Origin of the sequence: Pseudomonas sp. FG-3G (genome assembly GCF_901007645.1) — a bacterium.
Classification (GTDB): domain Bacteria; phylum Pseudomonadota; class Gammaproteobacteria; order Pseudomonadales; family Pseudomonadaceae; genus Aquipseudomonas; species Aquipseudomonas rhizophila.
The window spans coordinates 1-23,729 of sequence record NZ_CAAKGZ010000041.1 but is presented as its reverse complement, the minus strand read 5'-3'; the positions used below and the strand labels follow the sequence as shown (position 1 = coordinate 23,729).

At 60.4% G+C, this 23,729-nt stretch carries 21 protein-coding genes; 11 read left to right on the top strand and 10 right to left on the bottom strand.

The annotated features are described in order from the left end of the window. Window positions 1–6 precede the first annotated feature (6 nt). A complete protein-coding gene (locus tag PSEUDOMOFG3G_RS24235; protein WP_139048721.1) occupies window positions 7–1,797 on the top strand; it encodes an ATP-binding protein in 1,791 nt (596 codons plus the stop codon). 6 nt (window positions 1,798–1,803) lie between these two features. On the opposite strand, the gene PSEUDOMOFG3G_RS24230 is transcribed toward PSEUDOMOFG3G_RS24235, so the two are convergent. From PSEUDOMOFG3G_RS24230 to PSEUDOMOFG3G_RS24200, 7 genes are all read right to left on the bottom strand, one after another. Next, the gene (locus PSEUDOMOFG3G_RS24230) at window positions 1,804–3,417 is read right to left on the bottom strand and encodes an EAL domain-containing protein (RefSeq protein ID WP_076386507.1); all 1,614 of its coding nucleotides are present in this window, start codon (window positions 3,415–3,417) and stop codon (window positions 1,804–1,806) included. 75 nt (window positions 3,418–3,492) lie between these two features. Further along, complete coding sequence (locus PSEUDOMOFG3G_RS24225) at window positions 3,493–4,272, bottom strand: N-acetylmuramoyl-L-alanine amidase (protein ID WP_047229791.1); 780 nt, start codon at window positions 4,270–4,272, stop codon at window positions 3,493–3,495. 99 nt (window positions 4,273–4,371) lie between these two features. Continuing rightward, on the bottom strand, window positions 4,372–6,444 hold the full coding sequence (locus tag PSEUDOMOFG3G_RS24220) for a GGDEF domain-containing protein (protein ID WP_139048720.1): 2,073 nt from the start codon (window positions 6,442–6,444) through the stop codon (window positions 4,372–4,374). Then, a complete protein-coding gene (locus PSEUDOMOFG3G_RS24215; protein WP_047229789.1) occupies window positions 6,441–7,319 on the bottom strand; it encodes an endonuclease/exonuclease/phosphatase family protein in 879 nt (292 codons plus the stop codon). Before PSEUDOMOFG3G_RS24215 ends, PSEUDOMOFG3G_RS24220 begins: the two co-directional genes overlap by 4 nt. A gap of 14 nt (window positions 7,320–7,333) precedes the next feature. Next, window positions 7,334–7,978: a thiol:disulfide interchange protein DsbA/DsbL gene (locus PSEUDOMOFG3G_RS24210; RefSeq protein WP_047229788.1), complete on the bottom strand. Its 645-nt coding sequence runs from the start codon at window positions 7,976–7,978 to the stop codon at window positions 7,334–7,336. Between the two features lie 198 nt (window positions 7,979–8,176). Continuing rightward, on the bottom strand, window positions 8,177–8,785 hold the full coding sequence (locus PSEUDOMOFG3G_RS24205) for a cytochrome c (RefSeq protein WP_047229787.1): 609 nt from the start codon (window positions 8,783–8,785) through the stop codon (window positions 8,177–8,179). A gap of 46 nt (window positions 8,786–8,831) precedes the next feature. Further along, entirely contained in the window at window positions 8,832–9,122 is a 291-nt protein-coding gene (locus tag PSEUDOMOFG3G_RS24200; protein ID WP_003196231.1) for a cytochrome c5 family protein, read from the bottom strand. A gap of 191 nt (window positions 9,123–9,313) precedes the next feature. On the opposite strand from PSEUDOMOFG3G_RS24200, the gene yihA reads away from it, so the two are divergent. Next, window positions 9,314–9,955 carry a ribosome biogenesis GTP-binding protein YihA/YsxC gene (gene yihA / locus PSEUDOMOFG3G_RS24195; RefSeq protein ID WP_047229786.1) on the top strand — a complete coding sequence of 214 codons (642 nt, stop codon included), beginning with the start codon at window positions 9,314–9,316 and terminating at the stop codon, window positions 9,953–9,955. A 319-nt stretch (window positions 9,956–10,274) separates the two neighbouring features. Here yihA and polA read toward each other — a convergent pair whose 3' ends face one another. Continuing rightward, entirely contained in the window at window positions 10,275–13,043 is a 2,769-nt protein-coding gene (polA, locus tag PSEUDOMOFG3G_RS24190; protein WP_139048719.1) for a DNA polymerase I, read from the bottom strand. A 74-nt stretch (window positions 13,044–13,117) separates the two neighbouring features. On the opposite strand from polA, the gene PSEUDOMOFG3G_RS24185 reads away from it, so the two are divergent. Both PSEUDOMOFG3G_RS24185 and PSEUDOMOFG3G_RS24180 read left to right on the top strand, forming a co-directional pair. Next, window positions 13,118–13,405, top strand: coding sequence for a DUF2782 domain-containing protein (locus PSEUDOMOFG3G_RS24185; protein WP_047229784.1), 288 nt, complete (start codon window positions 13,118–13,120; stop codon window positions 13,403–13,405). 60 nt (window positions 13,406–13,465) lie between these two features. Beyond that, window positions 13,466–14,416 carry a homoserine kinase gene (locus PSEUDOMOFG3G_RS24180; RefSeq protein WP_139048718.1) on the top strand — a complete coding sequence of 317 codons (951 nt, stop codon included), beginning with the start codon at window positions 13,466–13,468 and terminating at the stop codon, window positions 14,414–14,416. A 127-nt stretch (window positions 14,417–14,543) separates the two neighbouring features. Here PSEUDOMOFG3G_RS24180 and znuA read toward each other — a convergent pair whose 3' ends face one another. Then, window positions 14,544–15,473 carry a zinc ABC transporter substrate-binding protein ZnuA gene (gene znuA, locus PSEUDOMOFG3G_RS24175; RefSeq protein ID WP_139048717.1) on the bottom strand — a complete coding sequence of 310 codons (930 nt, stop codon included), beginning with the start codon at window positions 15,471–15,473 and terminating at the stop codon, window positions 14,544–14,546. 66 nt (window positions 15,474–15,539) lie between these two features. Here znuA and zur point away from each other — a divergent pair, with 66 nt between their 5' ends. From zur to PSEUDOMOFG3G_RS24155, 4 genes are read left to right on the top strand one after another with little or no spacing between them, the layout of a single operon-like run. Next, the gene (gene zur / locus PSEUDOMOFG3G_RS24170) at window positions 15,540–16,022 is read left to right on the top strand and encodes a zinc uptake transcriptional repressor Zur (protein ID WP_047229782.1); all 483 of its coding nucleotides are present in this window, start codon (window positions 15,540–15,542) and stop codon (window positions 16,020–16,022) included. Next, the gene (znuC, locus tag PSEUDOMOFG3G_RS24165; protein WP_139048716.1) at window positions 16,022–16,804 is read left to right on the top strand and encodes a zinc ABC transporter ATP-binding protein ZnuC; all 783 of its coding nucleotides are present in this window, start codon (window positions 16,022–16,024) and stop codon (window positions 16,802–16,804) included. The genes zur and znuC overlap by 1 nt, the downstream gene beginning before the upstream one ends. Next, window positions 16,797–17,585, top strand: a complete 789-nt coding sequence (gene znuB / locus PSEUDOMOFG3G_RS24160; protein ID WP_047229780.1) for a zinc ABC transporter permease subunit ZnuB — start codon at window positions 16,797–16,799, stop codon at window positions 17,583–17,585. The genes znuC and znuB overlap by 8 nt, the downstream gene beginning before the upstream one ends. 37 nt (window positions 17,586–17,622) lie before the next feature. Next, the gene (locus tag PSEUDOMOFG3G_RS24155; protein ID WP_139048715.1) at window positions 17,623–18,336 is read left to right on the top strand and encodes a PA5502 family lipoprotein; all 714 of its coding nucleotides are present in this window, start codon (window positions 17,623–17,625) and stop codon (window positions 18,334–18,336) included. Between the two features lie 116 nt (window positions 18,337–18,452). Here PSEUDOMOFG3G_RS24155 and katE read toward each other — a convergent pair whose 3' ends face one another. Beyond that, entirely contained in the window at window positions 18,453–20,591 is a 2,139-nt protein-coding gene (gene katE, locus PSEUDOMOFG3G_RS24150) for a catalase HPII (RefSeq protein ID WP_047229778.1), read from the bottom strand. Between the two features lie 265 nt (window positions 20,592–20,856). Between katE and PSEUDOMOFG3G_RS24145 the strand changes: the two genes are divergently transcribed. The 3 genes from PSEUDOMOFG3G_RS24145 (at window position 20,857) to PSEUDOMOFG3G_RS24135 (ending at window position 23,391) form a co-directional block, all read left to right on the top strand. Continuing rightward, entirely contained in the window at window positions 20,857–21,864 is a 1,008-nt protein-coding gene (locus PSEUDOMOFG3G_RS24145) for a methionine ABC transporter ATP-binding protein (RefSeq protein ID WP_047229777.1), read from the top strand. Further along, window positions 21,864–22,538, top strand: coding sequence for a methionine ABC transporter permease (locus tag PSEUDOMOFG3G_RS24140; RefSeq protein WP_047229776.1), 675 nt, complete (start codon window positions 21,864–21,866; stop codon window positions 22,536–22,538). Before PSEUDOMOFG3G_RS24145 ends, PSEUDOMOFG3G_RS24140 begins: the two co-directional genes overlap by 1 nt. A 79-nt stretch (window positions 22,539–22,617) precedes the next feature. Next, window positions 22,618–23,391 carry a MetQ/NlpA family ABC transporter substrate-binding protein gene (locus PSEUDOMOFG3G_RS24135; RefSeq protein ID WP_139048714.1) on the top strand — a complete coding sequence of 258 codons (774 nt, stop codon included), beginning with the start codon at window positions 22,618–22,620 and terminating at the stop codon, window positions 23,389–23,391. The last annotated feature ends 338 nt before the right edge of the window (window positions 23,392–23,729 follow it).

The window sequence follows — 23,729 nt, the reverse complement described above, 5'->3', positions numbered from 1 at the left end:
CATCTTATGAAACTGGCGATGAAGCTGCGCACACGGCTGTTTCTGAGTATCTCGGCGCTGATTACCGTGGCATTGCTGGGGCTGTTGCTTGGCCTGGTCAGCGTGGTGCAGATGGCCAATACCCAAGAACAATCGGTGCGCGACAACTTCATCCTGCTCGACCTGGGCCTCAAGCTGCGTCAGACCCTGGGCGACCAGTTGATGATCATGCTCGATGAGAAGCCCGACCTGGTGGCACTGGAAGCATCCAAACGGCAATACTTCGAGTTGCTCGACGAGGGCATCGCCCACGAACAGGTGCTGGACGATTCAGCCGACAGCTTCAGCAGGGCCAAAGCCGATTACATCAGTTTTCTGGAGGCTTTTTCAGCCTCTCGCCAGCTACCGGCCCAACTGTCCGGTATCCAGAACCTCACCGAAAAATTCAACGTGCTGCGCACGGGCTTGATCGACGCGTATCGGCAGGCGCTGAACAACATCAGCGACACCCAGAACAAAGCTCGCGAGCGCGCGTTGCTGATTTCCGGATTACTGGGGCTGGTAGGGTTGGCAGTGCTGATCATCGGCTTCATCACAGCCCACGGTATCGCCCGACGTTTCGGGGCGCCGATCGAGGCGCTGGCGGCGGCGGCGGACAATATCGGCCAGGGCAACTTCGAGGTGACGCTGCCGATCTCCTCGGCCTCGGAACTGAACTTGCTGACCCGTCGTTTCGGCATCATGGCCCAGGCTCTGCGCGAGCATCAGGCCACCAACGTCGATGAGCTGCTCGCCGGCCAGCAACGCTTGCAAGCGGTACTCGACAGCATCGACGACGGCTTGCTGATGATCGATCGCCAGGGTCGCCTGGAGCACCTCAACCCGGTGGCCCAGCGTCAATTGGGCTGGGACGAGGAGCGCCTGGGCCAGGGATTGGGCGAGGCGCTGGAACGCAAGGATTTGGATGAGGAACTGCAACTGGTGCTGCGCGGGGGAACGCTGGAGCGGGCGCCGGACGACTTGAGCATCGAAGTGGATGGCGAGTCGCGGTTGCTGACGTATAGCCTCACCCCCGTAAGCCATACCCAGGGGCACATCCTCGGGGCGGTGATGGTGTTGCACGATGTCACAGAACAACGCGCTTTCGAAAGGGTGCGCAGTGAATTCGTGTTGCGCGCGTCCCACGAGCTGCGTACCCCAGTGACCGGCATGCACATGGCGTTCGGCCTGTTGCAGGAGCGCGTGCATTTTCCTGAGGAATCGCGCGAAGCCGATCTGCTCAACACCGTCAACGAAGAAATGCAGCGCCTGATGCAGCTCATCAATGACCTGCTGAACTTCTCCCGCTACCAGAACGGCCTGCAAAAGCTGACGCTGGCACCTTGTTCCATCGAAGAACTGCTGGAGTCGGCCCGGCTGCGGTTTGCCGCACAGGCCCAGGCCAAGGGCATCCAATTGCTCGTGGCGATCCAGGGACCCTTACCGCGCCTGCATGCCGACGCTGCGCAACTGGACCGGGTGCTGGATAACCTGATCGACAATGCCATGCGTCACACGGGCGACCACGGTCAGATCCGCCTGCAGGCCCGTCGTCACGGCGAGCGGGTGATCATCAGCGTCGAGGACAATGGAGAGGGCATTCCCTACGGCCAGCAGGGACGGATCTTCGAACCTTTCGTCCAGGTCGGTCGCAAAAAGGGCGGCGCAGGGCTGGGGCTGGCGCTGTGCAAGGAAATCGTCCAGCTCCACGGTGGGCGCATGGGCGTTTATTCACGGCCGGGGCAGGGCACCCAGTTCTATATGGCGCTGGCGGTCTGAGTCGGCTCAGGCCTCATCGTCCAGGCGTCGCCCCAACAGGCGCCGGCCGCGGGTAATCAGCTCGATCAACTGCACGGCACTGAGCGCATGGGCAAACAGCCAACCCTGCCCGAAAGTCACGCCTTCGCTGCTCAGGTAAGACGCCTGGGCTTCATGCTCGATGCCCTCGGCAATCACCTTGAGCTCTAACGCGTGGGCCATGCGGATAATATGCGGGGCCACACCGCTGCTGGCGGCATCGTGCCCCAGGGCGTCAATGAAGGCTTTGTCGATTTTCAAGCAGTCCACCGGCAAGGTTTGCAGATAGGCGAGGCTGCAATAGCCTGTGCCAAAATCATCGATCAACACCTGATGCCCGACATCGCGCAGCGATTGCAGATTATCCCGGGCGACCAGGACATCGACCAATCCGCGTTCGGTCACTTCAAAGGCTATCTGGTGCGCCGACACCCGATGCAACGCCAGCAGGCGGGCGATCACTTCGCCGATACGTGGCACCATGACGTCGCACGCTGCCAGGTTCACCGAGATGTAGAGCTGCGGATTGGCCCGCAGCAGCTGACCCAACTGGTCGAACAGGCGTTGCAGCACGAAGTCTGTGATCTGACGGATCTGCCCGGTGTTCTCTGCCATCGGAATGAACAGATCCGGGCTGGTGAGGGTGCCGTCCGGGCGCCGCCAGCGCAACAGGGCTTCAGCACCGACGCAATTGCGACTGCGCAGGTCGAAGATCGGCTGGTACAGCACCTGCAATTCCCCGCGCCGGATGGCCCCGTGCAGCTCGGCGTCCATCGATTGGCGCTGACGCGCCAGCAGGAATACCTGGAAACCAATCCCCAGGCCCAGCATCAGGCTGATGGGCAGCAACCACCAGGCGTTGGAGGGAATATTGAAACCATTGCGTTGAGCAATCAGCACCAGTTGATATTCCGGGCTGTCGGTCTGCATCCGATAGATCAGGCGGTTCTGCGTCACTTGCAATGCATTGCGGCTTTTCGAGGGCCAAGGCTCCGTGGGCGGCCAGTACTGATCGGTGCCCAGCACCGGTATCGCCCGCTCGCCATGATCGAGCACCACAAGCAGGCTACTGCCGGGGGGCAGGTCGACCACGTCGGTCAGATGCCCGCGGGAAGTCGCAACGCGAAAATTGCCACGCCCCAGCATCAATGCAGCACGGTTTTCATCCGGCTCGGTGGTGGTATTGAGCCAGTAGCTGTAGGTCGGGCCCCGGATGTCAGGCGGTCGGATCACCGATAACCCGCTGCGGCGTGGACGATTGGAACAAACCCCGCTGCTATCGATATACGCCGCTTCGTAGACGAAACGGTAATTGAAGCTGACCTGCTGCAACGTCGCGATCATGTCGTCGTCGCATCTGCGCAAAGGCTGGTTTTGCAGATCGTCGAGGCTTTCGCGCAACTGTCCGAAAAGCTGCTCGAGTCGCTGCAGAAAGCGCTCGCCCTGAGCATTCATCTGGTCGCTTTCGCGCTGCTGGATTTGCTGCATCACCACGAACAGACTGGCGCCCAGCAATAGCACGGTACTCAGGACAGCCGCCATCATCGCCAGGAGAAACGGGCGATGGAGCCAGCTTTGCAGGGTTTCGCGGGCAGGCGTCATCATTGGTAATCCGAAAGTTACCAATGAGTTATAGCTTCTGATTTGGATTTAGCCCTGACCGTCGGACGGGCGTCATTATTTTGTCTGGTTGAGCACCTGCAGGATAGCCGCACTTTGCGCATCCGGCATGCCGTCGAACCGGGTCGGCCGGAAGCGCATCTGGAAGGCAGCGAGCACATGATGAGTGGCCACATCCCATTCGCCGGTGCGGGGCGTCGGGTAACCGAAACGGGCCAGCTCGGCCTGGAACCAACTGGCGTTCGGTACCTGCGCCGCGAAAACCGCCTGCTGGCGGATTACCGCCTGCTCGTCTGGCCAAATCCCCACCCCAGCTTGCGCCAGGCGCTTCCAGGGAAACAGCGGCCCAGGGTCAAGCTTGCGCATCGGGGCAATATCGCTATGCCCAATGATGTTGCGCGGGTTGATCCCATTACGCTGGGAGATGTCCTTGAGCAAGGCGATCAAGGCCTGGACCTGAGCTTCGCTGTAGGGATACCAGAGGCGCCCGGTGGGCGTATCGACGAAACCGGGATTGACGATCTCAATGCCGATGGAGCTGGAATTGAGCCAGGTCCGGCCATCCCATTCACTGTCTCCGGCGTGCCAGGCGCGCCGGCCTTCATCTACCAGCTTGTAGACGGTCGCGCTTTTATCATCGCCGATCAGGTAATGCGCACTGACTTCGCCGTGGGTGAGCAGAGCCAGGGACCGCTCCAGGGAAGCGGAAGTGTAATGCAGCACCACGAACTGGATACGGTTGTCATGATTGACTGAAGGGTGGCTGGTATCGAGCCTGGGGCCGCTGGCGCAACCGGCCAGAACCAGTAAGAAGGCAATGAGCGAAAAAAATTTCATGGCAGGTGCATTACGCGCTGGGGTAATGCAACAGTGTAACGTATCGCGTTGCGATGATCTGGCTCGCATAACGGGATTCACAAAATGGAACAATTGCCTTCAGCCCCATTCCACTCGGTTGCGCCCGGCATTTTTGGCTCTATATAGCGCCTGATCGGCTCTTTTAAGCACCGAATCGCTGTGCTCCCCGCTTTTGAACGCGGTCATGCCCACAGACACGGTGATCGTGACCGGCTCACCCTTGAAGTGAAACGGGCAGGCCTCGATGGCTGCGCGCAGGGACTCGGCCAGTCTTGCTCCGGCCGCCAGCGGCGTGTCGGGCACCAGCAGGACAAATTCCTCACCGCCAAAGCGGGCGATAAAATCGCTGCCACGCAAACGTCTGCGCAGCACCGAAGCGATGATCTTCAGCACCCGATCACCTGCCAGGTGGCCGTAGTTATCGTTGATGCGCTTGAAGTGATCCAGATCGAGCATGGCCAGCAGCAGACTGTTGCCGTGCCGCTGCCATTGGGCAACTTCCTGTTCGAGACGCTCGGACCAGGCGGCGCGGTTAGGCAGCCCAGTGAGCGGATCGATAAGCGCTTTTTGCCGCTGCTCTTCAAGATTATCCCGGACAACCTGGGCATCCTGCTCCATCAGCGCGACGCGCTCGGCCAGGCTTTTGAGGCGAGCCGACACTTCCTGCTCGCGCTGATCGCGCTGCTTCTGGTGCAGGTCCATCGTGCCAAGCAGGCCTTCGAGGTGGTTCTCCAGCACTTGCTTGAGACCTTCCAGGTCATCAGCTTCCTGCACGCTGCTTTGCAAGCCATCCACCTGCTCGCGAATCTGCGTGTCCATTTCCCGGGAGGCCGACTGGTTATCGGCATGGTCTTCACTGGCTGCCCGTAAACTGCTCTGGAAGGACTCAAGCCGATCATTGAGGCGCTGCAGGTACGCTTCGAATTCATGTTGGCCGGTGTCGGTAATTGCCAGCATGAGCACGGCAAGATCGTCGAGAATTGGCAGTAATTCATACCAGTTCAAGCCATTTTGCAGCCGTTCGCGCATGGCCTCGGCCTGGGGACGATGACGCTCGGGCAGGGTTAGATCGCCCAGCAGGCCCAACAGGGTGTCTTCTATATGCCTGGCCACCGAACTGTAGGACGGCTCCGGTGAGTCGGGCAGTTCATAATGGTCGTCCTCCGGCTCAGACGCTGCCGGCTCGACCGCGGCCGAGGGTTCGACGGGCTCTTCCGGGAGGGGCAGCGACTCGTCCAGCGCTTGCGGCGGCTCCTCGGGCATCAGCTCATCAGGGTTCCCAAGGGCGGCTACCGGCACCGCCTGTTCCGTGGGAATCGGCGCCGGCTCGGTTGCCTCCTCCTGCTCGGTAGCTTCATCTCGTTCCAGAGTCGGCTCGGCAGCTTCGGATACCGGCGACGGAGAGCGTTCTGGATCGGGATCGACCATTGGCGGAATGAACGCGACCGGTTCAGGCGCTTCATCGACCGTTGCCGCGGGTCCGGCTAACACTGCCGGGGCTGGAACTGGAGTTATGACAGGCGCAGCGTCAGTCGCTAACTGTGCCGGTGCCGGCGGTGTCGCTTCCAAAACCGTTACCGCGCTGCGCTGGGCAGGTTCGTGCGACGGAGGCGCCGCTTCTTCCTGGCCGTGGCCACCAAACAACCGTTGCAGCAGGCCGGGACGATTCGGTTCAGTGGGCGCTTCCAGCACACTCAGCGCCTGGCCCTGCAAGCTGCTCAGTTCACTGAGCAGCAAAGGAATCTCCCGAGCCTGGTCCACCCGGTCTTCCAACTGCTTGGAAAACTTTTTCAAGGGCCGGCTGACTTCCTTTGGCAGCGGCAAGGTTTGCAACTGAGCGACCAGGGAAGTCAATGCAGCGCTCACCTGTTCGACTCGAGTCTCGCGACGCTGCTCGGAATCAAGCACAGCTTTTTCCAGGCGGGGCAAAAGAGCGGCGAGGGCGGCATCCATGTCATCGCTGCGCACCACTTCGCGCATTTCTTTCATGCACTGATCGACCGCCCGGTCAGTGCCTTCGGCGGCCAGCGTACTGCGCACCAGGCCGCGACGCAGCAAGTCGAGCCGAGCCGCCCAGCGGCGCTCGAGCTTTTCTTGCTGTTCGATGCTCTTGAAGTACTTCTCTCTCCAGCGTTCGGCTTCGTCGCTCATTCATGGGATCCGCGAGGGGCAGGACTCAGTGCGGGGAATGCATCCGCCGTGAGCGAACCCGGCAGACGAATTTCGACCGCGACAGGCAGGTGGTCGGAAATGGGGTGAGCCAGCACCTCGAACCGTTCGAGGGTCAAGGTGGGGCTCAGCAGAATATGGTCCAGACAGCGCTGGGGGCGCCAGCTGGGGAATGTGGCTTCGAGTTGTGGGGCGAGCAGCCCAAGATCACGCAACGGCGAATTTTGCAGCAAGTCGTTGGCATGGGTATTCATGTCGCCCATCAATACCTGGTGCTTGTAGTCACCAATCAGCTCGCGGATGTAGGCCAGTTGCATCGTTCGGGTACGAGCCCCAAGGGCCAGGTGCATCATGACCACGATCAACGCCTCCGGACCTTCGCCAAAGCGCGCCAGGATCGCTCCGCGCCCCTTGGGACCGGGTAACGGGTGATCTTCTATCGCCCACGGCCGCAGGCGGCTCAACACACCATTGCTGTGCTGGCCCAGGCGTCCGAGGTTGCGATTGAGTTGTTGGTACCAGTAGGGGAAAGCACCCAGTTGAGCCAGATGCTCCACCTGATTGACGTAGCCCGATCTCAGGCTCCCACCGTCGGCCTCTTGCAAGGCCACCAGGTCGAAATCTTTCAGTAGGTCGCCGATCTTCTGCAGGTTGACGGCGCGTCCGGTGTGCGGCAGCAGATGTTGCCAGCCACGGGTCAGGTAATGCCGGTAACGCTCTGTGCTGATGCCCACCTGAATATTGAAACTGAGCAGCCGCAGGCAGTTGTCGGCAGGCAGGCCCGTGGAGGCGATATGATGCTCATTGACCCGCGGTTCATGCAGGCCAACGACGCGTTCGGTGCTCCAGCGGGCCATGGTCAGCGCCGCGCTTAGTTGGCGGCGGCCTTGGTTGCCGCTCGCTCTTTGGCAATCAACTGGTCGGCCAGCTCCAGCGCCTGGTTAGCACCACCGGCCGAACCGATATCAAAGCGGTATTTGCCGTTGACGACCATGGTGGGTACGCCAGTGATCTCGTATTTCTTGGCAAGTTCTTTGGCTTTGTTGATCTGGCCCTTGATGGCGAAGGAGTTGAACGTCGCCAGAAACTTGTCCTTGTCCACACCTTGGGTGGCGAGGAATTCAGCCATTTCTTCAGGATCGGTCAGACGCTTCTTCTCAACCTGGATCTCATTGAACACTGCAGCGTGAACCTTGTGCTCGACGCCCATGGCTTCGAGGGTCAGGAACATCTGGCCGTGGGCGTCCCATGGGCCGCCGAACATGGCCGGAATGCGTACGAAGTTAACGTCCGAAGGCAGTTTCTCGACCCATGGGTTGATGACCGGCTCGAACGCGTAGCAATGCGGGCAGCCGTACCAGAACAGTTCCACCACTTCGATCTTGCCAGGCACGGCCACCGGAACGGGATTGCTCAATTCGACGTAAGGGGCTTTCGATTCCTCGGCGTTGGCTTGGGCGGCCATGCCGAACAGGCTGACAGCGGCGAGCGCGGCGCTGATGATCAGATTACGCATGCTTTACTCCTGGACAATGAGGTGACCTCGCGAGGCGTGTTTTTCAGACAGGCCGTGACGGGTTCAAGTTCGCTAGTGTAACGGTAGCGGCCACAAAAAAGGGCGGCCAAAGCCACCCTTTTGATGTTCGCATCGACAGATTAATCGAGCGTTAACGTTGCAAGAGATGTAAACCCTCACAACGCCCGGCCAACGGTCTTAGTGCAGGCCCTGAATGTAGCTGGCCACCGCCGCGATCTCTTCGTCGCTCAGCTTGCGGGCAATGGTGCGCATCATCGCCTCGCCATCATTGTTACGACCGTCTGCTTCCTTGCGGAAGTCAGTCAGCTGCTTGGCAATGTACTGAGCGTGCTGGCCCCCAAGGTGCGGGAAGCCGGCCGCTGCGTTACCTTTGCCGTCAGGCGAGTGGCAACCGGTGCAAGCTGGAAGCCCCTTTTCCAGGTTGCCTCCGCGAAACAGCGCTTCACCACGTGCGACCAGTTTTGGATCGGCGGCGCCAACGCTGCCCTTCTGGCTGGCGAAATAAGCCGCCATGTCCGCCAGGTCCTGATCGTTCAGGTTGGTCAGCAGGCCGGTCATTTCCAGCACGACACGCTTGCCGTCCTTGATGTCCTTCAACTGCTTGGTCAGGTAACGCTCACCCTGGCCCGCCAGTTTTGGAAAGTTTGGTGCCATGCTGTTGCCATCCGGACCATGGCAGGCCCCACATACGGCGGCTTTCGCCTGGCCGGCGGCGGCATCGCCAGCGGCATGGGCTACGCCGGATATCCCCAATGTCAACAGCAGACTCACGATCAGTTTGTTCATCAGCTAATCCAACTACGGCTAAGGGTTAAAGAGTTATGGACCGGGTTTACTCGCTCATCCACTGGATGATGGCTCGGTAATCCTCGGCACTGCAGTCCATGCACAAACCACGCGGCGGCATCGCCTTGAAACCCTGGGTCACGTGTTGCACCAGCGTCTCCATACCTTTCGCCAACCTCGGCGTCCAAGCTTCCTGATCACCCTTGCGGGGTGCCATGGGGAGTTGGCCGGAATGACAGGCACCACAAACACGGTTGTACACAGCTTCCGGATCCTGTGTAGCCTGAGCGCTGTAAAGCGGCATCAAGACACCGGCAGCTAGCAGCCATTTCGTCATAAAACGACCTTTTCAGGGTTGAGAGCGAGCTGCGTTCTAGTGCGCAATTTCAGTCGGTCGCTCCCGTGAGCTTCATCCTACGCTGGGACAAAGCGCACACAAAATCTGCGGCATTATATACTGGCGTCACTGAAACGGAAACGACACAGCTTGCCGCGTCCATTCCCGACGCCACCCACATCGGAAATCCCATGCAACTGAAGAACCCCATCCTCGGCCTGTGCCAACAGTCCACCTTCATGCTTAGCGCCGCCAAAGTCGATCAATGCCCCGACGATGAAGGCTTTGAAGTGGCTTTCGCCGGGCGTTCCAACGCCGGTAAATCCAGCGCACTGAACACCCTGACCCATGCAAGCCTGGCGCGCACCTCGAAAACCCCGGGTCGCACGCAGCTCTTGAACTTCTTCAAGCTAGACGATGAACGCCGTTTGGTCGACCTGCCCGGTTACGGCTACGCGAAAGTCCCCATCCCGCTCAAACAACACTGGCAGCGCCATCTGGAAGCCTACCTGGGCAGCCGCGAGAGTTTGAAAGGCTTGATTCTGATGATGGACATCCGCCATCCGATGACCGACTTCGATCTGCTGATGCTCGACTGGGCTGTCGCCAGCGGTATGCCGATGCACATCCTGCTGACCAAGGCAGACAAGCTCACCTACGGCGCAGCCAAGAACACCCTGCTCAAAGTGCAGTCGGAAATCCGCAAGGGGTGGGGCGAGACGATCACCATCCAGTTGTTCTCGGCGCCCAAGCGCATGGGCCTGGAAGAGGCCTACACTGTATTGGCCGACTGGATGGAATTGGCAGACAAGGGCAGCGAAGAGGCGGAATAAGCCAAATCGCGGGCAAAAAAAACCCCGGACTTCGTATGGGGAGGGGGAAGTTCGGGGTCCAAGTTCCGGACCGCTAGGGCGGGGTCCAGATATCTGCCAACACTTAACACAACATAGGAGCATTGAAGGGCTTCACCAGCCTTTCAGAAACTCTGAGTAGCAATTCACGGTTTTAGTTCAGATTATTTTTGGAAATAACCTTAGGAATTTTCCGAACTAATGAGGCCAGGATTCGATTTGGCGAGGGGATTTCCCTCGCCACAGGGCCTACCATATCCCCCTGACCCACACAGGTCCCCGCAATTTCAGCAGTTGAGACTCAGTGCGCCTCATCCCAGTTATTGCCCACGCCCACTTCCACCAGGAGCGGCACATCCAGCATGGCGGCGGCGCTCATGTGCTGGCGTATTTCCTCGCGCACCTGGTCGACCAGATCCTCGCGCACCTCCAGCACCAATTCGTCGTGGACCTGCAGGATGACCTTGGCATCCAGCCCCGACGCAGTCAGCCAGCGATCCACCGCCACCATGGCTTTCTTGATGATATCTGCCGCAGTGCCCTGCATCGGCGCGTTGATGGCCGTGCGTTCTGCGCCTTTGCGCAAAGCCGGATTTTTCGCGTTGATATCCGGCAGGTACAACCGACGCCCGAAAATGGTTTCGACGTAACCTTGCTCGGCTGCCTGGGCACGGGTGCGCTCCATGTAGGCCAGTACGCCTGGGTAGCGGGCAAAGTAGCGGTCGATGTAAGCCTGGGACTGCTTGCGATCCACACCGATCTGCTTGGCCAGACCGAAAGCACTCATGCCGTAGATCAGGCCGAAGTTGATCGCCTTGGCGCTGCGGCGCTGGTCATGAGTGACGGCGTCCAGCTCTACGCCGAAAACCTCGGCGGCGGTGGCCCGGTGCACATCCAGATTATTGCGGAAGGCGTGGAGCAGGCCTTCATCCTTGGCCAGGTGCGCCATGATCCGCAGTTCGATCTGCGAGTAGTCCGCCGCCAGCAGCTTGTAGCCTTTCGGCGCAACGAACGCCTGACGAATCCTGCGGCCTTCGGCGGTGCGAATCGGAATGTTCTGCAGGTTGGGGTCGATCGAGGACAGCCGCCCGGTAGCGGCGACGGCTTGCTGATAATTGGTATGGACGCGGCCCGTGCGGCTGTTGATCTGCTCTGGCAGGCGGTCGGTGTAGGTGCTCTTGAGCTTGCTCAGCGAGCGGTACTGCATCAATACCTTGGGCAGCGGATAATCCTGCTCGGCCAGCTCGGCCAGCACCGCTTCGGCGGTAGACGCCTGGCCCTTGGCGGTTTTGCTGAGCACCGGTAAGCCAAGTTTTTCGTAGAGGATCACCCCCAGTTGCTTGGGTGAACCCAGGTTGAATTCCTCCCCGGCGATGGCAAATGCCTCGCGCTCCAGGGCCACGAGCTTCTCGCCCAACTCAACGCTCTGCACCCCCAGCAGGTTGGCATCGACCAGCGCACCCTGGCGCTCAATGCGTGCCAGGACCGGCATCAACGGCATTTCGATTTCGTTGAGCACCTTGCCCAGACTTGGCGTGGCAGCCAGTTTTTCCTGCAAGGCCTGGTGCAGGCGGAAAGTCACGTCCGCGTCTTCGGCGGCGTAAGGGCCGGCCAGTTCCAGGGCAATCTGGTCAAAGGTCAGCTGTTTGACGCCTTTGCCGGCGATGTCCTGGATATCGGTCTTGCTTTGTCCCAGGTACTTGAGCGCCAGGCTGTCCATGTCGTGACGGGTTGCTGTGGAGTCCAGTACGTAGGACTCAAGCATGGTGTCGAAGGCAATGCCTTGCACAAGAATGCCGTTGTTTTGATCACCACCGATGGCGCAGTTGGCCAGGATGTTGGTTTCGAATTTGGCATGCTGGCCGACCTTGAGCTTGTTCGGGTTCTCCAGCAATGGCTTGAGCGCCTTGAGCACCGTGTCGCGATCCAGTTGCTCCGGCACGCCCATGTAGGAATGGGTCAAGGGAACGTAGGCCGCCTCAAAGGACGCGACGGCAAACGACAACCCTACGAGTTGCGCATGCTGGGCGTCGTTACCATTGGTTTCGGTGACGAAAGCAAACAGCGGCGCCTGTTCAAGCTTGGCGAGCCAGGCGTCGAAACGTGCCTGGTCGAGAATGATCTCGTACTTGGCCTCAGCGGCGCCGGGTTGTTCGTCGGCAGCTTCGACGATCTCCTGACCGGCACGCTTGGCATCGCGCTGGTTTTCTTCGAACCAGCTCTTGAACTCCAGCAGGGTATACAGCTCGGCGAGTTTCTCGTGATCCGGCTGGCCCATTTGCAGGTCGTCGAGACCGACATCCAACGGCACGTCGGTCTTGATGGTCGCCAGCTCGTAGGAGAGGAGGGCCATTTCCTTGTGTTCTTCGAGTTTGGCGGCCAGGGTCTTGGCGCCACGAATCGGCAAGGTGGCGACGATCTCCAGTTGCGCATACAGCTCGGTCAGGCCGCCATTGACGCCCACCAGCAGGCCCGAGGCGGTCTTCGGACCGATGCCCGGAACACCGGGAATGTTGTCGGAAGAATCGCCCATCAATGCCAGATAATCGATGATCTGCTCCGGAGCGACGCCAAACTTCTCCTTCACGCCAGCCACGTCCAGGGCGCTACCGGTCATGGTGTTGACCAAGGTAATGTGCCCGTCAACCAGTTGCGCCATGTCTTTGTCGCCGGTGGAGATCACCACCGGACGGTCGGCTGCGGCGCTGCTGCGGGCCAGGGTGCCAATCACGTCATCGGCTTCGACGTTGTCCACGCACAGCAGCGGGAAGCCCAGGGCCTTGACGCTGGCATGCAGCGGCTCAATCTGCACGCGCATGTCGTCGGGCATGCTGGGGCGGTTGGCCTTGTATTCGGCGTACAGCTCATCGCGAAAGGTCCCACCCTTGGCATCGAACACCACGGCGAACGGGCTGTCCGGATACTGTTTGCGCAGGCTCTTGAGCATGTTCAGCACGCCCTTGACCGCGCCTGTCGGCAGGCCTTTGGAGGTGGTCAACGGTGGTAGCGCGTGAAAGGCGCGATAAAGATAAGAAGAACCGTCCACCAGGACGAGGGGGGCTTGGCTCATGAGCAGGATCAACCTTTTCGGCGGGTCCGGGGCTAGAATAGCGGGACCGTTGACGACAAAGGGACAAGGTTATCATGCGTACACTAAATCGCCTGTTACTGGCTGGCTTGTTTGCAATCACCCCGCTGGCCGTCATGGCGGCGGACGACGCCCCCTCGGCGGACCCGGATGTCACCATCCGCACCGAAGGCGATAGAACCATTCAGGAGTACCGGCAAAACGGCTTTTTGTACGCGATCAAGGTCACGCCCAAAAACGGCAAGCCTTATTTCCTGGTCCGTGCCGATGGCAGCGACGGGAATTTCATCCGCTCGGATCAGCCGGATATGCTGATTCCATCGTGGAAAATCTTTGAGTGGTAATACCGCTCTCGACTTCAACCGGCGCTCGCTGATGGGCGCCCGTACTGGCAGTTTTTAACCATGTCTGTGTTCACTCCCCTGGCTCGGCCCGAGCTGGAAACCTTTCTCGCCCCTTATGGGCTCGGCCGCCTGCTTGATTTCCAGGGGATCGCCGCCGGCAGCGAAAACACCAATTTTTTTATCAGCCTGGAGCAGGGTGAATTTGTCCTGACCCTGGTGGAACGCGGCCCGGTGCAGGAAATGCCGTTCTTCATCGAGCTGTTGGATGTGCTGCATGACGCCGACCTGCCGGTGCCTTACGCCTTGCGTACCACCGACGGCATTGCGCTGCGAGAACTGGCTGGCAAGCCGGCGCTGCTGCAACCGCGCCTGGCCGGCAAGCACATCAAGCAGGCCAACGCACAGCATTGCGCCCAGGTGGGGGAGTTGCTGGCCCATCTGCACCTGGCGACCAAGGACAACATGATCAAGCGCAAGACTGATCGCGGCCTGGACTGGATGCAGGAGGAGGGCGCGAAGCTGTTGTCGCACCTGGATACCGAACCCCGTCGGTTGCTGGAGGCTGCGCTGGATGAAATCGCCCAACAGAAGTTAAAAATTCTGGCGCTGCCCCGGGCCAACATCCACGCGGACCTGTTCCGCGACAATGCGATGTTCGAGGGCACACACCTGACCGGGCTGATCGACTTCTATAACGCCTGCTCCGGGCCAATGCTGTATGACGTTGCCATCGCCCTGAACGACTGGTGTTCGGATGACAACGGTGTGCTCGATGGCCCACGGACGCGGGCCTTGTTGGGGGCTTATGCGGCGCTGCGCCCATTCACGGCCGCCGAGGCCGAGTCATGGCCGACGATGCTGCGCGTGGCATGCGTGCGCTTCTGGCTGTCGCGGCTGATCGCCGCCGAGTCTTTTGCCGGGCAGGATGTACTGATCCACGATCCGATGGAGTTTCAGCAGCGGTTGGCGCAGCGGCAGACGGTCAGTGCGATGTTGCCGTTCGCCCTCTGACGCAACTGAATGCCTCTGTGGCGAGGGAGCTTGCTCCCGCTGGGGTGCGCAGCAGCCCTAAGATTTTGCGGTCGCTGCGCAACCGAGCGGGAGCAAGCTCCCTCGCCACAGGGTTTGCGCTCGGCAGTTATAGCGACTCCAGGCACCCAGCCAAGTCATTCCCCAACTTCTCCAGCAACTGCTCATACCCTTGCGCCGTCGCAGGGGTATAGCCGCCCAGCGCATCCAGCTCCGCCAATTTCACCGGTAACCCGGCCACCAGGGTTTCGGCCAGGCGCGGGCGCAGGGGCGGTTCGCTGAAGACGCACGTCTTGCCCACGGCCTGCAAGCGATTGCGCATCGCCGCCACGTGTTGGGCGCCGGGCTGGACTTCGGTGGCCACGGCAAAAACTCCGGCGTGCTTGAGGCCGTAGTGGTCTTCGAAATAGTCGAACGCTTCGTGGAACACGAAATACGGCTTGCCCGCGACGCCGGCCAGACGGGTCTTCAAACGCGCATCCAGCGCATCGAGACGCTGGTTGAAACCCTTGAGGTTGCTTTGATAGCGGCTGGCATTGGCCGGATCGGCCGCGCTCAGGTCGGCAGCCATCTTGGCGGCAATCACCCGGGCATTGGTTGGCGAGAGCCACAGATGGGCATCGATGGTGCCGGGGCGATGGTCGTGATCATGCTCATCGGCGCCATGCTCATCTTCGGCGTGGGAATGACTGTCCTGGGCGAAGTGACGCAACTTGAGCCCCGGCACATCCTGCACCGCGACGGACGGCAACGTACGACCGTTCAGCACGCGCGGCAGGAAACTTTCCATGTCGGGGCCAATCCAGTAGAGCAAATCCACCGACTGCACCTTCCGTACGTCGGAAGGCCGCAGGGCGTAATGGTGAGGTGAAGCGCCGGGCGGCAGCAGGACCTCAGGAACCGCCACGCCGTCCTGCACCGCGGCGGCAATCAGTTGCAATGGCTTGATGCTGGTAAGCACTTTGACTTCGGCCTGGGCCGGGCCGATCAGCAGAAAACTGGCGACAAAAGCGACAAAGATCGAAAAATTTCGGGACACGATGACCACTCGAAGAGGCGAGAACGGGTAACATAATAACGTCTCTCACTAAAATCGTCGCTGCCCATGCCTATTACGCCCCTTGCCAGTCGTCCCCATGACCATTCTCACTGCGTGCACACCGCGCTGTCCGAGGCCGACGCCATCTGTGCGCGCCAAGGGTTACGCCTGACCGCTTTGCGTCGACGCGTGCTGGAGCTGGTCTGGCAAAGCCACAAGCCGCTGGGCGCCTACGACATACTCGCGGTGCTCAGTGAGCAGGACGGCCGCCGCGCCGCGCCGCCCACGGTTTATCGGGCGCTGGATTTCCTGCTGGAAAACGGCCTGGTGCATCGCATCTCGTCGTTGAATGCCTTTGTTGGCTGCAATCATCCGGAACATGCGCACCAGGGCCAGTTCCTGATCTGTCGCGAATGCCACGCAGCCATCGAGCTGGAGCAGAAGTCCATCAGCGATGCCATCGTTGCCAGCGCCAAAGAAGTGGGTTTCGTGGTTGATACCCAGACCGTCGAAGTGGTCGGGCTCTGCTCCGGTTGCCAGGGGGCCTGATGAGCAATGCGTTGATCCGTCTCGAGCACGTAGGCGTGACGTTCGCCGGCCAGAGCGTGCTGGATAACATCCACCTGAGCGTCGAGCCGGGGCAGATCGTCACCCTGATCGGCCCCAACGGCGCCGGCAAGACGACCCTGGTGCGTGCCGTGCTGGGGTTGCTCAAACCCGACAGCGGCAGCGTCTGGCGCAAGCCGAAGCTGCGGGTCGGCTACATGCCGCAAAAGCTTCATGTGGACCCGACGCTGCCCCTGTCGGTCCTGCGCTTCTTGCGCCTGGTGCCTGGCGTGGATCGCGCACGGGCCCTGGCGGCGCTCAACGAAGTCGGTGCCGAACAGGTGATCGACAGTCCGGTACAAAGTGTTTCCGGCGGTGAAATGCAGCGCGTGTTGCTGGCTCGCGCTCTGCTGCGCGAACCCGAGCTGCTGGTGCTCGACGAGCCCGTACAAGGGGTCGACGTGGCCGGTCAGGCCGAGCTGTACAGCCTGATCACCCGCCTGCGCGACCGTCACCGCTGCGGCGTGCTGATGGTTTCCCATGACCTTCACCTGGTCATGAGCACCACTGACCAGGTGGTCTGCCTCAATCGCCACGTCTGCTGTTCCGGGCATCCCGAGCAGGTCAGCGGCGATCCGGCATTCGTCGAACTGTTCGGAAAGAACGCACAAAGCCTGGCGATTTATCACCACCATCACGACCACGCCCATGACCTGCATGGTTCGGTGGTCAGCGGCTCGTCTGTTTCTACCCATGTTCATGGAGATGGCTGCAAGCATGGCTGATTTTCTGTTGTACGCCCTGCTCGCAGGCTTGGCCCTCGCGATGGTGGCCGGCCCCCTGGGCTCGTTCGTGGTCTGGCGGCGCATGGCCTATTTCGGCGATACCTTGTCCCACGCGGCCTTGCTGGGCGTGGCCCTGGGCTTTTTGCTGGACGTCAGCCCCGCAGTGGCGGTGACCGTCGGCTGCCTGTTGCTGGCGGTGCTACTGGTGACGCTGCAACAGCGTCAACCGCTGGCGTCCGACACGCTGCTGGGCATTCTGGCGCCCAGCACCCTGTCTCTCGGGCTGGTGGTACTAAGCTTCATGCATGACGTGCGGATTGATCTGATGGCCTACCTGTTTGGTGATCTGCTTGCCATCAGCCCCATGGATCTTTCGTGGATCCTGGGTGGCAGCGCGGCCGTCCTGCTGCTGCTGGTAGCGCTCTGGCGCCCGTTGCTGGCGGTTACTGTGCATGAGGAACTGGCGCGGGTCGAAGGCTTGCCCGTGGTGGGTTTGCGGCTGGCGTTGATGCTGTTGATTGCGGTGGTCATTGCCGTGGCGATGAAAATCGTCGGTGTATTGCTGATTACTTCTTTGCTGATTATCCCGGCGGCCGCAGCACAGCGGCACGCCCGCTCCCCGGAGCAGATGGCCCTGGGCGCCAGCCTGCTGGGCATGCTCGCAGTGTGCGGTGGGCTGGCGCTATCGTGGTTCAAGGACACCCCGGCCGGGCCGTCGATTGTGGTCAGCGCCGCCGCGCTATTTCTGCTGAGTTTTGTCCTGCCCCGCCGAGGGGTGTAGACTTGCTCGCTTTTTGCGCAAATAGAGAGTCGCAGGAATGAAGCCGTTCGCCTCCCGTTATCTGCTCCTTGTCGCATTTTCCCTGCTGCTGGGCGCCTGCCAGAGTTCGCCGCCAGTCGCCGAAGCCCCCGACACCCGGGGCCCGGCCCTCGCGCAGTTTGAACAAAGTCTGGCCGGCAATGAGCTGGCCACTGCTGAAGACCAACTGGCCGCCTTGCAGGCCCAGTCGCCGGAAGACCCGGCGCTGGAACCCTACCAACGGCAACTGGCCGAGGCGTATCTGCGCCGCAGCCAAATTGACCTGCAAAAAGGCGATGTAAACGCCGCCGCCACCGCCCTGAGCCGAGCCCGAGCCTTGATGCCCAAGGCGCCAGCGCTCTCCGGTGAGGTCAACAGCGCCATTGCCGAGGCCCGCAAGGTCGAGCTGGAAAAAGCCGAGGCCGCCCTCAAGGCCGCCGAAGCCAAACCGGTCGCCAAAGTGATCGACCCGAGTGCTGAAAGCACGACAGTTGCGCTGAATATCGGCGATATACAGAAAATGCGTCGACAACTGGATGCCATTGCCGCCGACGTGGTGAATTTTCAATGTGACGTCAGCATCCAGGCGCCGCGCACCGACGATTATCCGTGGTTGGCGACTTTGCTGACCAAGCGGGTCCAGAAACTGGACCCGGGGTTTGATTTGAAACTGCAGAAGCAGATTCTGCGCAACGTACCGGCGCAAATGGTGCTGACACCGCGCAATCCCTAAAAAGCATCGCGAGCAGGCTCGCTCCCACATGAGGTTTTGTGATCGACACAAAACCACTGTGGGAGCGAGCCTGCTCGCGATTGCGTCCTACCAACAAAAGCTCTGTCAGCCGCCCATCAAGCCGGAATCGCCTTGGCCTTAGGCTCCCGCGCCCACACCCGATGTTGGGCAATAGCGTCGAAGAATGCCGGGAACTGGCTGGCATCCGCGTCGGGAATCAGCCCCGCATCCGCCTCCAGCTTCAATAGCACCAGCAATTGCCGGGCCTCGCCGTTGAGCGCGATGGCTTTCAGGTGCTTGTAGGCTTCCAGTACGTAATGCAACGCCACGCCGTCCGCACTCAAGGCTTTGATCGATTCAGCGCCACCTGGGACGAACACCGCGTCAAAGGCAATGGACGGCATACCTTCCATGGACGCATCCACCGGCAGTTTTTGCCCAGCGGCTGTGGTGACGGGGGCGGAGGTCGGCCCCAGCACTTTGGCGTGAGCACCCTTGGCTTCCAAGGCTTGCTTGAGCGCATCGATAATCGCCCCATCGACACCGTTGGCCACCAGCACAGCCACCTTGCGGGTCTTGATGTCCCCGGACAGCAGGTTCGCCTGACTCAAGGCGGGGGATTGTTCCAACGAAGGTTTCGGTACGTCCACGGTGCAGGCGGTCGGTGCTGGCAGCCCGAGGTTTATTGCCACCCGCTCGGCCAACTTCAGATCAATGTTGGCGAGGATTTCATTGACCTGTCGTGCCCGAATGAACTCCCGCTCCACCTTGCCCAGTTCGAAACTGTAGGCGGCGATGATGTGTTCCTGCTCGTGGGGGCTCATGCTGTTGTAGAACAGCCGCGCTTGGGAAAAGTGATCGCCAAACGACTCGCTGCGTTGACGAATCTTGTGGGCATCGATGCGCTCTGGATAACTTTCGAAGCCGCCGTCCTGCGGGCCGGGCGGGGTTTCCTTCGGCCAGCCGCCATCGATGGAGTTCGGCTCGTAGGAAGCGCGGCCCTTGTCGATGGTGGTGCGGTGCATGGCGTCACGCTGGCCGTTGTGCACCGGGGTAATCGCCCGGTTGATCGGCAGCTCATGAAAATTCGGCCCACCGAGTCGGCTGATTTGCGTATCGGTGTAGGAAAACAGCCGGCCTTGCAGCAGCGGATCATTGGTGAAGTCGATGCCCGGCACGATATGCCCAGGGCAGAACGCGACTTGCTCGACCTCGGCAAAGAAGTTATCCGGGTTGCGGTTCAATACCATCTTGCCCAGGGGCGTGATAGGAACGAGCTCTTCGGGAATGAGCTTGGTGGGGTCGAGGAGGTCGAAGTCGAACTTATGCTCGTCTTCCTCGGGGACAATTTGTACGCCAAATTCCCATTCCGGGTAGTCCCCCATCTCGATAGATTCCCAAAGATCGCGACGGTGGTAGTCGGTATCTTTACCGGCGAGCTTCTGCGCTTCGTCCCACACCAGCGAACAGGTGCCGACTGTGGGGCGCCAGTGGAATTTGACGAAGCTGCTCCGGCCCTCGGCGTTGATCATCCGGAAGGTGTGTACGCCGAAACCCTGCATGGACCGCAGGCTCTTGGGAATGGCCCTGTCAGACATGGCCCAAATCACCATATGGGCCGACTCCGGCACCAGCGAGACAAAATCCCAGAAGGTGTCGTGGGCCGAACCGCCCGTGGGAATTTCATTATGGGGTTCGGGTTTCACCGCATGGACGAAGTCTGGAAACTTCACCGCATCCTGGATGAAAAACACCGGCATGTTGTTGCCCACCAGGTCGAAGTTGCCTTCGTCGGTAAAGAACTTCACCGCAAAGCCACGCACATCTCGCACGGTGTCGCCAGATCCTCGTGGACCTTGCACCGTGGAAAAGCGCACGAATACCGGCGTTTTTTTGCTCGGGTCCTGTAGGAAACCGGCCTTGGTCAGCGCCGAATGCGCTTCATAGCTCTGAAAGTAGCCATGGGCGCCGGTGCCGCGGGCGTGGACAATACGCTCCGGGATGCGCTCATGGTCAAAGTGCGTGATCTTCTCACGCATGATGAAGTCTTCCAGCAATGAAGGCCCGCGCGCCCCGACCCGGAGGGTGTTCTGGTTGTCGGCAATCTTCACGCCCTGATTGGTGCGCAGCGCCTGCTCGGTGGCGTCGGAGCGAAACTGTTCCAGGCTTTCAAGCTTGGCGTTGGTGTTGCCGCGATCCAGCGTGTCGGTCCCGGCCAGTTGGCTTTCGGTGCCGGTGGGCTTGTTGGTACTCATCAGACATAACTCCTCGTTGCGATCCCCGCCGTGGCCAGGACTCTTGAGTTCGATGCCGCAGGCACGGTACCCGGGCATTTTCGAGTTGCTTAGTGAGTGACCGATACCGGTTCGCCGCGTTCCTTTTTTATGTCCTTTGATCGCCTTATTGCCAAATGGCTGGTTCAATCGCAAATAAATGCTAAGAACCTCTATACGGACAGGCTAAAATGCGCGCCCGGCTAACCGCTGATCCTTTTCCAACGCGCCCCACAAGGTTCGCTACGTGATCGAGTTTCAAAACGTCCATAAAACCTACCGGGTCGCCGGTAGGGATATCCCCGCCCTGCACCCGACCAGTCTGACGATTGAGAACGGTCAGGTCTTCGGCCTGATTGGCCATTCCGGTGCGGGAAAAAGTACCCTGTTGCGCCTGATCAATCGCCTGGAAGACTCCAGCGGCGGCAAGATCATCGTCGACGGCGAGGAAGTCACTGCCCTGGACGCCGGCGGCTTGCGGCGTTTCCGTCAGCAGGTCGGGATGATTTTCCAGCACTTCAATTTGCTGGCGTCCAAGACCGTGGCCGACAACGTGGCGCTGCCACTGACGCTGGCGGGTGAATTGTCCCGCAGCGAAATCGACCAGCGCGTCGCCGAATTGCTGGCGCGGGTGGGCTTGTCCGACCACGCCAAAAAATACCCGGCGCAGTTGTCCGGTGGCCAGAAGCAGCGCGTCGGCATCGCCCGCGCCCTGGCGACCAAGCCCAAGATCCTGCTGTGCGACGAAGCCACCAGCGCACTGGACCCACAAACCACCGCATCGGTGTTGCAACTGCTGGCGGAAATCAACCGCGAGCTGAAGCTGACCATCGTGCTGATCACCCATGAAATGGACGTGATCCGCCGCGTCTGCGATGAAGTGGCGGTGATGGACGCCGGCGTGATCGTCGAGCAAGGACCCGTGGCCGAGGTCTTCTTGCATCCCAAGCACCCGACCACCAAGCGTTTCGTCCAGGAAGACGAGCAGATCGACGAAAGCGAACAGCGCGACGACTTTGCCCACGTACCAGGGCGCATCGTGCGTCTGACGTTCCAGGGCGAAGCGACCTACGCGCCATTGCTCGGCACCGTCGCCCGGGAAACCGGCGTGGACTACAGCATTCTGGCCGGTCGTATCGACCGCATCAAAGACACCCCCTACGGGCAACTGACCCTCGCCGTCACCGGCGGTGACATGGAGGCGGCATTCGCCCGCTTCACCGCGGCTGACGTCCACATGGAGGTGCTGCGCTGATGGAACTGTTGAATTCATTCTTCGCCAACATCGATTGGCTGGAAATCTGGCTGGCGACCGGCGACACCCTGCTGATGCTCTTTGGCTCGCTGCTTTTCACCGTGCTACTCGGCCTGCCGCTGGGCGTGTTGTTATTCCTCTGCAGCCCGCGCCAGTTGCTCGAAGCCCGCGGCGTTTATGCGCTGCTGTCGCTGATCGTCAACATCTTGCGCTCGCTGCCGTTCATCATCCTGTTGATCGTGATGATTCCGTTCACGGTATTGATCACCGGCACATCCCTGGGCGTGGCCGGCGCAATCCCGCCACTGGTGGTCGGCGCAACACCGTTCTTCGCCCGCTTGGTGGAAACCGCCTTGCGCGAAGTCGATCGCGGCATCATCGAAGCGACCCAGGCCATGGGCGCGACCACGCGGCAGATCATCGTCAACGCCTTGCTGCCGGAAGCCCGTCCAGGCATTTTTGCCGCGATTACGGTGACAGCGATTACGCTGGTGTCCTACACGGCCATGGCCGGTGTGGTCGGTGCCGGTGGTTTGGGTGACCTGGCGATCCGTTTCGGTTACCAGCGCTTCCAGACCGATGTGATGGTAGTCACGGTGGTGTTGCTGCTGGTGCTGGTCCAGGTCCTGCAAACCGTGGGCGACAAACTGGTTGTGCATTTCTCTAGAAAGTAAGGCCTCGCGGCCAATAAACCATGAGCCGGCCATTCGCTGGCAGGCGCCAAGAGCGGGCGCCCCACAAGGAGTTAGCTGAATGAAAAAACTACTGGTTGCCTTCGCTGCCGCCGCAGCATTTTCCGCCCACGCCGCCGAGACCCTGACCGTCGCGGCGACACCGGTGCCGCACGCGGAAATCCTCGAATTCGTCAAACCGGCCCTGGCCAAAGAAGGCGTGGACCTCAAGGTCAAAGTCTTCACCGACTACATCCAACCGAACGTACAGGTCGCGGAAAAGCGCCTGGACGCCAACTTCTTCCAGCACCAGCCGTACCTGGATGAGTTCAACAAAGCCAAGGGCACCCACCTGGTGAGCGTGACCGGCGTGCACCTGGAACCTTTGGGCGCGTACTCCAGCAAGTTCAAGACACTGGCAGAAGTGCCAGGCGGTGCCAACGTGGTCATCCCTAACGACGCCACCAACGGCGGCCGTGCGCTGTTGCTGCTGGCGAAGCACGGGGTGATCAAGCTGAAGGATTCCAACAACATCCTGTCGACGACCAAGGACATTGTTGAGAACCCGAAGGATTTGAAGTTCCGTGAGCTGGAAGCCGCGACCATTCCACGGGTGCTGACTCAGGTAGATCTGGCGTTGATCAATACCAACTATGCGTTGGAGGCCAAGCTTGATCCGTCCAAGGATGCGTTGGTGATTGAAGGGAACGACTCGCCGTATGTGAACATCCTGGTGGCTCGTGAGGATGATAAGGACAGTGAGGCGATGAAGAAGCTGGTGGCGGCGTTGCATACGCCGGAAGTGAAGGCTTTTATTCTTGAGAAGTACAAAGGGGCGGTTTTGCCGGCGTTTTGAGCTGATCAGGTGGTGAAAAAACGGGGCTGCGTGGGAATGCAGGCCCGTTTTTTTGCTCGGAAATACGGCGTTACGGAAAGGCCCTCAAGATCATGGGCATTCATCAAACTTGATTGACATAGTGTTTGTTCCGCAATAATAATTGTCCCCAACGCATGAGGGTTTAACTCTCGTGCCTACCTTCCGAGGCCCGCTTGAGAGAAATCTCTGCGGGCTTTCGTGTTTCTATGACAAGGAGTCCGGTCACTATGACGCATTACGTCGCGTACCTGGATGAGTTCGGGCACGTCGGCCAGTGGGACTGTCAGAAATTTTGTGTTCGGGCATAACATGCTGAA